The organism is Streptomyces sp. NBC_01116 (assembly GCF_041435495.1).
Taxonomy (GTDB): domain Bacteria; phylum Actinomycetota; class Actinomycetes; order Streptomycetales; family Streptomycetaceae; genus Streptomyces.
The window spans coordinates 578934-591118 of the sequence record NZ_CP108644.1; the positions used below are offsets into that span (position 1 = coordinate 578934).

11 protein-coding genes are annotated in these 12185 nt (G+C 72.6%); 7 read left to right on the forward strand and 4 right to left on the reverse strand.

All coding sequences use genetic code 11. The annotated features are described in order from the left end of the window. Position 1 precedes the first annotated feature (1 nt). The 4 genes from OG245_RS02305 to OG245_RS02320 all read left to right on the forward strand — a co-directional run bounded on the left by OG245_RS02305 (position 2) and on the right by OG245_RS02320 (position 3921). A complete protein-coding gene (locus tag OG245_RS02305) occupies positions 2-1270 on the forward strand; it encodes an aspartate aminotransferase family protein (RefSeq protein WP_371621861.1) in 1269 nt (422 codons plus the stop codon). Positions 1271-1377: 107 nt separating this feature from the next. Continuing rightward, positions 1378-2262, forward strand: coding sequence for a TauD/TfdA family dioxygenase (locus OG245_RS02310; protein WP_371621862.1), 885 nt, complete (start codon positions 1378-1380; stop codon positions 2260-2262). A 20-nt stretch (positions 2263-2282) separates the two neighbouring features. Next, positions 2283-3041 carry an SDR family oxidoreductase gene (locus OG245_RS02315; RefSeq protein WP_371627785.1) on the forward strand — a complete coding sequence of 253 codons (759 nt, stop codon included), beginning with the start codon at positions 2283-2285 and terminating at the stop codon, positions 3039-3041. A 109-nt stretch (positions 3042-3150) separates the two neighbouring features. Further along, on the forward strand, positions 3151-3921 hold the full coding sequence (locus OG245_RS02320; protein ID WP_371621863.1) for a trans-aconitate 2-methyltransferase: 771 nt from the start codon (positions 3151-3153) through the stop codon (positions 3919-3921). Positions 3922-4023: 102 nt separating this feature from the next. On the opposite strand, the gene ligD is transcribed toward OG245_RS02320, so the two are convergent. The 3 genes from ligD to OG245_RS02335 all read right to left on the reverse strand — a co-directional run bounded on the left by ligD (position 4024) and on the right by OG245_RS02335 (position 7719). Further along, positions 4024-4986: a non-homologous end-joining DNA ligase gene (gene ligD / locus OG245_RS02325; protein WP_371621864.1), complete on the reverse strand. Its 963-nt coding sequence runs from the start codon at positions 4984-4986 to the stop codon at positions 4024-4026. 20 nt (positions 4987-5006) lie between these two features. Further along, positions 5007-6020, reverse strand: coding sequence for a Ku protein (locus OG245_RS02330; protein WP_371621865.1), 1014 nt, complete (start codon positions 6018-6020; stop codon positions 5007-5009). Positions 6021-6225: 205 nt separating this feature from the next. Further along, complete coding sequence (locus tag OG245_RS02335) at positions 6226-7719, reverse strand: MFS transporter (protein ID WP_371621866.1); 1494 nt, start codon at positions 7717-7719, stop codon at positions 6226-6228. Positions 7720-7846: 127 nt separating this feature from the next. On the opposite strand from OG245_RS02335, the gene OG245_RS02340 reads away from it, so the two are divergent. The 3 genes from OG245_RS02340 to OG245_RS02350 all read left to right on the forward strand — a co-directional run bounded on the left by OG245_RS02340 (position 7847) and on the right by OG245_RS02350 (position 10861). Beyond that, positions 7847-8341 carry a MarR family winged helix-turn-helix transcriptional regulator gene (locus OG245_RS02340; RefSeq protein WP_371627786.1) on the forward strand — a complete coding sequence of 165 codons (495 nt, stop codon included), beginning with the start codon at positions 7847-7849 and terminating at the stop codon, positions 8339-8341. Positions 8342-8587: 246 nt separating this feature from the next. Beyond that, positions 8588-9802 carry a S8 family peptidase gene (locus OG245_RS02345; protein WP_371621867.1) on the forward strand — a complete coding sequence of 405 codons (1215 nt, stop codon included), beginning with the start codon at positions 8588-8590 and terminating at the stop codon, positions 9800-9802. Positions 9803-10057: 255 nt separating this feature from the next. Next, complete coding sequence (locus OG245_RS02350; protein ID WP_371621868.1) at positions 10058-10861, forward strand: hypothetical protein; 804 nt, start codon at positions 10058-10060, stop codon at positions 10859-10861. A gap of 112 nt (positions 10862-10973) precedes the next feature. Here OG245_RS02350 and OG245_RS02355 read toward each other — a convergent pair whose 3' ends face one another. Next, entirely contained in the window at positions 10974-11873 is a 900-nt protein-coding gene (locus OG245_RS02355; RefSeq protein WP_371621869.1) for a type II CAAX prenyl endopeptidase Rce1 family protein, read from the reverse strand. Between the last annotated feature and the right edge of the window lie 312 nt (positions 11874-12185).

A 12185-nucleotide genomic window follows, 5' to 3' on the forward strand; every position in this document is an offset into this window, starting at 1 on the left:
CATGCCCCGGCTGTCACCGGTACTGAAGCAGGCCACTCCCGTCACCGCCGTCCGGGGGGAAGGGCTGTACCTCTACGACGCGGAGGGGCGACGCCATCTCGACTTCACCTCCGGGGTCGGTGTGACGAGCACCGGCCACTGCCATCCGCGGGTCGTCGAGGCGGTCCGCGAACAGGCCGGCCGGCTGGTCCACGGCCAGTACACGACCGTCCTGCACGAACCGCTGCTCGCCCTGACCGAACGCCTGGGCGAGGTCCTGCCCGAGGGCCTGGACACCCTCTTCTACGTCAACTCCGGGAGCGAGGCCGTGGAGGCGGCGCTGCGCCTCGCCCGGCAGGCCACCGGGCGAGGGGGCACCGTCGTCTTCGACGGGGGCTTCCACGGCCGGACCATGGGCGCCGCCTCCCTGACCACGGCCGGCTCCCGCTTCCGGGCCCGCACCGGCCCGCTGATGCCGGGCGTCGCGGTCGCGCCCTTCCCGCACGCCTTCGAACTCGGCCTGGACGAGCCGGCCGCGGTGGAGTACGCCCTGCGGGGCCTCGACCGGGTCCTGGCCACCACCAGCGCCCCGGACGAGACCGCGGCGTTCATCGTGGAGCCCGTGCTGGGCGAAGGCGGCTACGTTCCCGCCCCCGACGGCTTCCTCGCCGGACTGCGCGAACGCGCCGACCGGTACGGCATCGTCCTCGTCCTCGACGAGGTGCAGTGCGGGTTCGGCCGCACCGGGCGGTTCTGGGCGCACGCGTACGAGACCGGGGCCGCGACCCCCGACATCCTCGTGACGGCCAAGGGCCTGGCGAGCGGCTTTCCGCTCTCGGCGATCGCCGCGCGCGCCGACCTGATGAGCCTCGCCCGCCCCGGCTCGCACGGCGGTACGTACGGCGGGAACGCCGTCGCCTGCGCGGCCGCCCTCGCGACGCTCGACGTCATCCGCGACGAGAAGCTGGTCGCCAACGCGGCCGAGCAGGGCATGCGGCTCGCCCGCGGCCTGCACACCGTCGCGGCACGGACGGCGGCCGTCGCCGATGTCCGCGGCCGGGGGCTGATGCTGGGCAGCGAGTTCCGCCGGCCCGACGGATCACCCGACCCGGACACCGCGGGCCGAGCCCAGCAGGCCGCCGCCGAACTGGGCCTGCTGCTGCTGACCTGCGGGGTCTGGGGGAACACCGTCCGGATGATCCCCGCCCTGACCGTCACCGGGGAGCAGGTCGACGAGGCGCTCGCCCTCTGGTCGAAGGCCGTGACGGCCGCCGTACGGGAAGAGGACTGAGCGCCCACCGCCGCGCAGGGCCGATCCTTCACCCGGCGCGGGACCCGGCCGGGGCGAGCCGGGCCGAGCCGACGCAACCTACGCAGAGCAGCGGAAGGGACCCCTCGATGGAGAACGCTTCGCGACACAACGCGCCCACGCCCTCCGGGGCTTGGGACACCAGCAGGCTCAAGGCCGGGCATGAGGTGTGGTGCCTGGAGCCGGCCGAGCGGTACCGCGTCCGGCTGTGGTCGGCCGCAGGCGGCCCGGAAGGGGAGCCCGACCCGGTCTGGGAAGCCCTGCGCTCCCGTATCCGCGCGGGCCTCGACGCCTTCGGGTTCGCCCTCGTGCGGCAGCTCTTCCCCGCCGACCTCGTCGCGGACGTGCACCGGGAGGCGGACGCCACCGAGCGGGTCTCCCGTCTCGTCCGGGACTTCGGCGAGATCGTGCCGCAGAACGGCGCGGGCGACCTGACGCAGGTGCTGCGGCGCCGGGAAGGGGACCCGGACGAGATCGCCTTCCACTGCGACACGTGCGACCTCCTCGTCCTGCTCTGCCTGCGGCCGGCGGCCCGGGGCGGCGCGACGCGGGTGGCCGGAGCGCCGTACATCCATGACGTCCTCGCCGCCGAACGCCCCGACGTGCTGGAACTCCTGGGCGAGAAGTGGCACTTCGACCGCACCGGCCGCGCGGGCAGCCAGCTCGTCGTCACCCCGGTCCTCACCACCGGCCCGGACGGCGCGGTCACCTGCTACTACCAGTCCCGAACGGTACGGGCCTCCGCCGGGCGCGACGGGCGGCCTCCGCTCGACGCCGCACGCACCGAGGCCCTGGACGTCCTGGACGAGGTCCTCAACCGCCCGGAGACCGCCCACCCGGTCACCCTGACCTCCGGAGACCTGTTGATCATCCGCAACAGCCGTGTCATGCACGGGCGTTCCCCGTTCACCGACAGCCCCGAACCGCACCATCGACGGGTCCTGCGCCTGTGGCTGGACGAGGTGGCGGCGTGAGCGACACCGTGAGCAACGCCATGAGTGAGACCGTGATCGGCACGGCGGTCGTCACCGGCGCGGGAAGCGGACTGGGCCGTGCCGCCGCCCTCGCCCTGCTCGGGCGCGGCTGGAACGTGGTGCTGGCCGGCCGGCGCCCCGACGCCCTGGACGGGACCGCGGCCCTCTCCCCGGCCGGGGCCGGACACGCTCTCGCCGTCCCCACCGACATCACCCGCCCCGACGAGGTCGCGGCGCTGTTCCGTGCCGCCCGCGACCGGTACGGCAGGATCGATCTGCTCTTCAACAACGCCGGCGCCCCTGCGCCCCGGGTCCCCGTGGCCGAGGTGGCCCTCGACGACTGGAACCGGGTGCTGGGCACGATCGTCACCGGCACCTTCCTGTGCTCGCGGGAGGCGTTCCGCGTCATGGGCGAGCAGAACCCCCGCGGCGGACGGATCATCAACAACGGCGCGCCGTCCGCGTACGCGCCCCGCCCGCACTCCGCCGCCTACACCGCGGCCAAGCACGCGGTCCTCGGCCTGACCCGCGCGCTCTCCCTCGACGGCCGCGCCCACGGCATCGCCTGCGGCCAGATCGACGTCGGCAACGTGGAGCCCCCGGACGGCGCCCCGCAGCCCCCCGCGCGCCAGGCCGACGGCAGCAAGGCGGTCGAGGCGACGCTGCCGGTGTCCCACTTCACCGACGCACTCCTGCTGATGGCCTCCCTGCCCGTCACCTCCAACGTGCAGTCCCTCACCGTCCTCCCCACCACGATGCCCTTCGTCGGCCGTGGCTGAGCACCTCGCGACCGGCGGACGGACCCGCCGCACCGGTACCCGTACCGCCCCTCGCTCCTCACGCCGCACGACGTCCTCCTCCCCCGTCCCTCGACCGAAAGAGGCGAACATGCTCGGCGAGACCGCCCGCACCTGGCTGCGACGCTGGGACCAGCAGCAGGAGCGCTACAGCCCGGACCGGGAGGAACGCTTCCAGGTCGTCATCGACATCGTCGGCCGGTCCCTCGACCGGAGCGGGACGGCCGCCCGGCCGCTCCTGGTGGACCTGGGCTGTGGCACCGGCTCGCTCACCACCCGGCTCGCCGGCGCCTTCCCGCGGGCCGACACCGTCGGCGTCGACGCGGACCCGCTCCTCCTCGGCCTCGCCGAGGAGGCCGTCACGGGCACGGACCTCCGCCTCCTGGCGCGCGATCTCGCCGCACCCGGCTGGGCGGACGACATCGGGCCGGCGCCCTGGGACGCGGCCGTCTCGTCCACCGCGCTCCACTGGCTCACCCCCGACGAACTCGCCGCGCTCTACCGCACCCTGGCCGCCCGGCTGCGCCCCGGAGGCGTCTTCGTCGACGCCGACAACCGCAGGCCCGCCGACGACCCGGAGCTGGTCGACATCGCCCGTCACGTCCGGGCCCGCCGCGCCCACCGGACGGGCCGTCAGGGCAGCGAGGCCTGGGCGGGCTGGTGGAAGACCTTCCTCTCCGCCCCGGAACTCGCCCCGCTCGCCGAGGCCCGTGCCCGCTCGCCCATCGCGCACCGCACGTTCAGGGAACCCCACGGCCTGACGACCGCCGAGCAGATCACGCTGCTCCGCGAGGCCGGTTTCAGCGGTGCCGCCACCGTCTGGCAGTGCGGCGACGACAGCGTGCTGGTGGCCGTCCGCTGAACCGGTGAACGGCCAACGGTCGGCCGACGGGGTCGCGGGTGGCCGGCCGTTGAGGCGGCCGTACGACGCTCGCCCGACCGTGGACGGACGCCCTCGGCCGACTCATTGGAGGTCATCGGGTGTGAGGTCGGGCCGCAGGCGGTGCCAGGAGGGCTGGCGCAGGCGTCCGGCCCTGGTGCGGGTCGTGTAGCGGACCTCGCCGACCAGCCGGGGCGCCACCCACCGGGCTCCGGTCACCGCGGGCCGCTCCGTGAACGGGCAGGTGTCGGTCGCCGCGGCGTGGAGGAGGGCCGCGAGGGTGGTGCGTTCGGCGTCGCTCCAGCCGGTACCGACGCCGCCGACGTAGCGGAGTCCCCCGCCGGGGTCCGGCCGGCCCATGAGGAGGGCGCCGGGCAGGGAGGTGAGACGGCCGTGGCCGGGCAGCCAACCGCCGACGACGATGTCCTCGGTCCGCACGTGCCGGATCTTGATCCACGCCCGGGAGCGGACCCCCGGCTCGTAGAGGGAGGTGCGCCGCTTGGCGACGAGGCCTTCGAAGCCGGCGGTGCGCGTCATCTCCAGCGCCCGCGGCCCGTGCCCGACGACCGCCGCCGGGGTCGACCACGCGGGCCCGACCAGGCCCAGGGATTCCAGGGCGGCGCGGCGCTCGGAGTACGGAGTGCGGGTGATGCGGCTCGTGCCGAGGAACACGACGTCGAAGAGCATCAGGTGCACGGGCGCCTTCGCGGCCATGCGGGCCGCCCTGGCCCGGGAGCCGGCCAGTCCCATCCGGGGCTGGAGCCGCTGGAAGTCGCCGCGTCCCTCGTCGTCCAGCGCGACGATCTCCCCGTCCAGCACGGCGGGGCGGGAGCCCAGCGCCGTTCCCAGGCCCGCGAGCTCGGGATAGGCGGGGGTGATGTCGGCGCCGGACCGGGAGCGCAGCCGTACCGAACCGTCGCCGGGCAGGTAGACCATGCACCGCTGCCCGTCCTGCTTCACCTCGTACGCGTACGAGGTGTCCTCCGAGGCCGGGGGCAGCCGCCCGGGGGTCGCGAGCATCGGTGCGATACGGGGCAGGGGCGCCACGGAATCCTCCCGGCCCCCGGTCAGGAGGCGCTCCGCTTCCCCGCCGTGCGTTTGGCGCCGGTCGTCTTCTTCGCCGCGGTCGTCTTCTTGGCGCCCGCCTTCCGGCCGGTGGCCTTCCGGGGCGCCGTCTTCCGGTCGGCGGCCGGCTTCCCGGACGAGGCCGTCTTCTTCGACGCGGTCTTCTTCGATCCCGCTGCGGTCTTCTTCCGGGGCCGCATCTCGTGCACGGTGGCCTCCCCTTCCCCGTCCTCCCCGCGGCTCTCCCTGGCCGCCTCGACCGACGCGTTCAGCGCGGCCATCAGGTCCACGACCTTGCCCTCCTCCTGCTCCCCGCCCTCGGCGGGCTCCGGAAGCTCCTTGCCCTCCGACTTCGCCGTGAGCAGCTCCTCCAGGGCGTCCCGGTAGGTGTCCCGGAACCCGTCGATGCTGTCCAGGGCCATGGAGTCGGTCAGCTGGACGGCCCGTTCGATCTCGTCGTCGTCCAGCTCCACCTCCCTCGGCGCCAGGGACTGGGGGCTGCGGATCTCGTCCGGCCAGCGCATCGCGTGCAGCACGATCGCCCCTTCCCTGACCCGCAGCAGCCCCAGCCGCTCACGGTTGTGCCAGGCGAACTTCGCCACCGCCACCTTGTCCGAGCGCTCCAGCGCCCGGCGCAGCAGCGTGTAGGGCTTCTCGGCGACCTTGCCGTCGATCGCGAGGTAGTAGGAGTCGCTGATCCGGATCGGATCGACGCTGTCGGCGTCCACGAAGGCGACGATCTCGATGGCTTTCGCGGTCGGCAGCGGAATCCGGTCCAGTTCCTCGTCCGTGATCGGGACCGTCTGGTCCTTGGAGAGCTCGTAGCCCTTGCCGATCTCGTCCTGCGACAGTGCTTCGCCGTCCAGCTCGCAGACCTTCCGGGTGCGCACCCGGCCGAGGTCCTCCAGGTGGACCTGGCGGAAGTGGATCGCGTGGTCCTGGGTCGCGGAGACGACCTTCACCGGGATGGTGACCAGGCCGAAACTGATCGCGCCGGTCCACAAGGGCCTCGGCATACCTACCTCCATGCCCGTCCCGGGCCGGGTCGCCGTCCGGTCTCGCGTCGGGTGTGCCGACGCCGGGCCGGCACCGGGCCGACGCCGGGACCCGACGGATCGTCTTGCGCACAACGCTATGAGGGCGGGGCGGTACGTGCCACCCACGGCGGTCACGCCCGTGATCCGACGGTGGTCGTCGCCCCCGGCTCTTCCCGGCCGTGTCTCACACCGTGAGGTGCTGCTTGGCGTCGGGGGCGGGCCCGGGGGCGGTGCCGTGCTGCTCGTCGTCGGGGCGGCCCTTCCTGGGCAGCAGGAAGGTGATCGCGAGGAACGCCGTCAGCAGCCCGGCCTGGACGAGCAGGGCGCGGTGGAATCCGCCGGTGAAGTCACCGGTCTTGACCTGGGCGAAGAAGACCGAGCCGAAGACCGCGACGCCGATGGAGCCGCCGATGGCCTGCACGGCCGACAGGACGCCGGAGGCGGAGCCGATCTCGTCGTCGTCGACCGCGGCGAGGATGAAGCTGAACAGGGCGGCGATCACCATGCCGGCGCCGATGCCCGCCACCGCCGTGCCGGGAACGATGTCCCAGATCGAGAAGGAGGCGGCGTCGAGGCCGTCGACCTCGACCCACAGCACGGCCGCGCCCGCCAGCTGGACGAGCGGGCCGATCTGGAGCACCTTGCGGCCGATCCTGTCGGCGAGGAACGCGCCGCTGATGGCGCCGCCGATCGCGGTTCCCACGGCGAGGGGAAGATTGCCCAGTCCCGCCTCGCCCGCGGTGAAGTGCCGGCCGATCTGGAGGAACAGGGTCAGGACGAGCTGGGTGCCGATCAGTCCGCCGAAGAACAGGGCGATGCCGCCGAGGCCGACGGTGAAAGCCGGCTTGCGCAGCAGGCCCGGGGTCACCAGCGGGTCGCGCCCCGCGGCGGCCGTGCGGCGCTGCTGGAGGGCGAAGAGGGCGAACCCGGTCGCCGAGGCGGCCATGGACAGCCAGGTCCACAGCGGCCAGCCGTTCTCCTGTCCCTGGTTGAGCGGCAGCACGAGCAGGGCGCAGGAAGCCACGGCCAGTGCGGCGCCGGTCATGTCGACCCGTACCGTGCGGTCGCCCGCCTTCTTGGGCACGAACTTCGCGGCGACGATCAGCGCCGCGACTCCGACGGGCAGATTGATCAGGAACACCGACCGCCAGCCCAGGCCGAAGAAGTCGCCCTCGATGAGGAAGCCGCCCAGGACCGGGCCGATGATGCCGCCCAGGCCCAGGACGGGGCCGAAGATCGCGAAGACCTTGGTGAGCTCGGGGCCGGAGAAGTTCTCCCGCAGCAGCCCCAGCCCCTGGGGCAGCAGCATCGCTCCGGCGGTGCCCTGCACCAGGCGGAAGACGATCAGCGACTCGATGTTCGGCGCGATCGCGCACAGCAGCGAACTCGCGGTGAAGGCCGCCAGGCCGATCAGGAACATCCGGCGCCGGCCGTAGCGGTCGCCGAGCCGGCCGCCGAGCACGAGCCCGGCGCCCAGGGTGAGGGCGTAGCCGCCGATCACCCATTGCAGTCCGACGGAACCGGCGCCGAGGGAGTCCTCCAGGGCCGGCCCGGCGACGTTGACGATCGAGGCGTCCAGGAGATCCATGATCTCCGCGACGATCATCACCGCCAGGATCAGCCACCGCCACCGGTAGGGCTCGGTCGTCTCGTCAGGGGTGGGGGACGGGTCACGCACGTCAGATACCTCCATGGTGAAGTAATTCCACGATGAAGGTAAAGTGATGAGGGTAGGTTGTCAAAGCGGGCCGCCCACCTGGACGCCCGGCAGGAGAGAAGAGGTGGCAGGCCCGGTGGAGGAAGCGATGGGCGACGGCGTCGCGGCGCGGCGCGAGCGGCTCATGGAGGGGCTACGGATCTACGGCGGCCACTACGCCGAGCTGAGCCGGCGCTTCGCGGCGTGGCTGGGCCTGCACTCCACCGACGCGACCGCGGTGCTGGAGATCGCCGCCGCCGAAGAACGCGGGACCCTGCTGTCACCGGCCCGGCTGAGCGAGCGCATCTCCCTGTCCACGGGCGCCACCACCGCGCTCCTGAACCGCCTCGAAGCGGCCGGACACGTCACCCGCACCCGCGAGCACTCCGACCGGCGCATCGTCACCCTGCGCGGCGGCCCGCACATCCAGGAGCGGGCGGACGAGTTCTTCGGCCCGCTCGCCGGGCGGCTCGACGCCGCGATGTCCCCCTACCCGCCACAACTCCTCGAACAGTTCGAGGAGTTCATGACCGATCTGAACGCCACCATGGACGCCCACCTCGCCGAGCGGAACCCGGCGGCGCCACACCCCTCTGCGCCCTGAACCCACCGCACGGCGACCACGGGTCGGGCCGGAGCCACTGTGGACGCCATGCGACAACCTCATTGCGTTGCGTGTAGGGGGAGTTGACGGAGGGTCAGCTGTGTGGCGCATACATGACATCACCTCGTTCGTGCTTGCTCAGCCGGAACACGCGGCGGCATCGTCGGATGCGGCGCACGGGACCCCGTACGCCGCATCCCCCGACGCGTGAACCTCCGACGCGTCACCGTTCGAGGAGACATCTTCATGACAGCAGTGCGCACCACCAGGCGACGGATCGCCGCAGCGATCGCCGCGGCCTCCACACTGGCACTCGCCGTCGGAGCGGGCACGGCCTTACCGGCGCAGGCGGCTCCCGCGCCCGAGGGCAGAGTCCTGCACGCCGGGGCGGCCGGGGCGATTCCCGGCAGCTACATCGTCACGCTGAAGGAGACTGCCGGTCTCCGTGCGTCCGCGGCGCAGGGCAAACAGTTGATAGCGGGCTACGGCGGCCGGATCGAGCGCACCTACACGTCGGCGTTGAACGGTTACGCCGCCCAGCTCAGCAGCACCGCGGCCAAGCGGCTCGCCGCCGACCCGGCGGTCGCCTCGGTCGAGCAGAACCAGAAGGTCCACTCGACCGCCACCCAGACCAACGCACCCTGGGGCCTCGACCGGATCGACCAGCCGAACCTGCCGTTGAACGGCACCTTCACCTACCCGGACTCGGCAGGCGTCAACACCACCGTCTACGTCCTGGACACCGGCGTGCGCATCACGCACCAGGACATCGTCGGCCGGGCCTCGAACGGCTACGACTTCGTCGACAACGACAACGTCGCCCAGGACGGCAACGGCCACGGCACCCACGTCGCCACGACCGCCGCCGGAACCGTCTACGGCGTGGCCAAGAAGGCCAAGATCGTCGCCGTGCGGGTCCTCAACAACAGCGGTTCCGGCACCACCGCCGGAGTCATCGCGGGCGTCGACTGGATCACCGCCAACCACGTCGCCTCCTCCGTCGCCAACGTCTCGCTCGGCGGCGGCCCCAGCACCGCCCTGGACACCGCGGTGCGCCGGTCGATCGCGTCCGGAGTGACGTACTCGATCGCGGCCGGCAATTCCAACGCGCCCGCGTCCGGCTTCTCGCCCGCCCGGGTGGAGACCGCGCTCACCGTGGGCGCCACGACCAGGACCGACGCCCGCGCCACCTACTCCAACCACGGCCCCCTCGTGGACCTCTTCGCACCGGGGTCCGACATCACGGCCGGCTGGGCGACCTCGGACACCGCCACCTACACCGGAAACGGCACGTCCTTCGCCGCCCCGCACGTCGCCGGCGCGGCCGCCGTCTATCTGACGAACCACCCGGGTTCCTCTCCGGCAGCCGTGGGCACGGCCCTCGTGAACGGCGCGACCTCCAACGTCCTCACCGGCGTCGGAACAGGCTCCCCGAACAAGCTGCTGAGGCTCGTCCCGTAACCACGGAAGCGACCTGACGCGACGCTCGACGGCCAGGCACGGACAGGACGACCTCCCTGTGTCCGTGCCTGGCCCGAGGAGTTCGACGCCCACGGCAGCGGGGACACGCAAGGCGCTCACCCAGGAGAACCGGCCCGGCCGTCGAGACGCGTCCGTCAGGCCTTTGACCGGGCGCCGCTTCGACGGAGGATGGGGGCGGATCGGGTCTATGCCGTGTCCCTCCGACAACTCCGACAGCTGGGAGCGTTCCTTCCGATGACCGCACAGGCCGCACGCCCTGAACACGGCGGCACCGAGACCGCCTCGACCACGGCCGACTCGCCGTTCAAGCCCTCTCTCGTCAAAGCGGTGTTCCGGAACGTGACCTCGATGCACGTCTCCCGGTCGGCCACGTGGGCCGCCTCCTCGGTGACGCGGACAGTGCTGACGGAAATCATCCGGGGCGCGAGGAGAGCGGCGGCGGCGGAGGCCCGGACGAAGCTGTTTCCCGAGGACCTCGTCGCGGCGATCGACCGGAACGTCGAGCTTGAGGTGGGGAGCAAGTGGTACGACCACAGCCCGACCTTCAAAGGCCTGACCGGAGTCCTGTACGACGCCGACGGGGTCATCGTGCCTCCTCGTCAGCGCAGAGGGTCGCGCAAGCCCAGTGCTGTCGTCGGCGCCCACAGGTTCAAGGCCGGGGTCAAGAGGCTGCTGTGGAGCCAGGGAGTGACGGCCGTCCCGGCGATGGCTCGCGACCTGAACGGAATCGCGAGCGTGTTCCTGACGGACCTGGCGCGGGACGCCGCCATGGTCGTCCGCGAGGGCGGGCTCCAGCGTTTCGGCACGGTCACCCTGGTGACGTCGGGCGAACCGGCCCCGCCCCCGCTCCTCAGCGACTCCCCCCGGGCCCCGTACGCCCGCAGAGGGGACGGGCGGACCATCGGCGGCGACGACGTCCTGGCCGCCACCACGATTCAGTTGTTCGGCGTCGACCTCAGGCAGCAGGCGCTCACCGAGGCACACGAGGCGACACAGGACACACGGCCGGCTGAGCAGATCAGCGAGGCCGGAAGGTGAGAAGCCGGCGCTGAGGGCGAGAGGCCGGCGCGGGGGCCCGGTCACGTGAGCCATTCGAGCGTGGGTGTCCACCGGCACGCCGTGTCCGGGGTGCCCCTCTCCCGGGCTGCGCCTACTCCTCGCCGGTCGTGCGCCCGCGCGTGACCCGGCGGCACACCAGGAACCCGATCGCGACGACCACCAGGTACAGCGGTACGAGCAGCACCGTGTCACCGGACGTCTGCTCCACCGTCACGCCCGTGTCGCGGTCCTCGCCCTGCAGCATGATGCGGTTCACGGTCAGGACGGTCAGGTGTGTGCCGATCGCCGCCCACAGCGGGGCGTGGGCCAAGGCCGTACGGGCGGCGACAAGGGTGAGGCCGAAGACCGTCAGGAGGATGAGGTAGTCGACCGGGTGCTGCCCCTCCGGGGCGATGCCGATGTGGCCCGCATCGTCACCGGCCAACCGGGCGATGCCGCCCGTCACCAGCATCGATGCGCCCGGTACGAGCAAGAAGACCGCCGTGGTGCCGAACACCGCCGGTGCGGACCCGAAGCGTCCGCGCAGCGATGTCCAGGTGTAGCCGCGCAGCGTCGTCTCCTCGGGCAGGGCTTCGAGCAGGAACGCGACGACGGCGTTGGTGACGAGAAAGCCGACCAGGGTGTCGAGGTCCAACTGCCGCCACACGAGTAGCCCCACGGCCGTGCCGGCGCCCAGCACCACCACCGCTCCGGCGGCCGTCACTCCGACGCCGGTGAGGAACGCCCGTATGCTCGCGCCGGGGCTGCCGAAGCCGACCGCCCGGGGGTGTGACAGACGCAGGACGAAGGGCACGGCCACGACGGTGACGAGGGCCGCAGCGATCAGCCGGGCGGCCGGACCACCGACTCCGGCGGCGTCCGCGAGCACGGGTCCGAGGCCGTTGCCGACACCGAGAGCCACCGCCATGATCAAACCGCCGGCCCATGCGCGGCCCATGGCCCCGGGGGCCGTGGGCGTGGTCGCGGGATGTCCTGCGTGCAGCTCGGTCACAGCGCTCCTGATGACGGCAGGGCCGTCTCCCATCGACCACCCCGTGTACCTTCCAGGCTGGCCCGGCCACCTGTCAGGAACGTCGTACGCGCGGACGATCTCCCGCTACATCCTTCGGCGCAGCGGACCACGGGCGTCACATGAGGGGACGCCCCGGGGCGTCCGGGCCACCCTTGTCGGTGCCCCTGCTGCCCATCCCCATGAGGAAGCTCCCCGTCGCGACCCGGAACGACGCTTCGGCCTCTGATCCGCTCCGTGCTGCGACGGGCTCCGTGCGGCGACAGGCCCCGCGAGGACGCGCGAACATCCTCG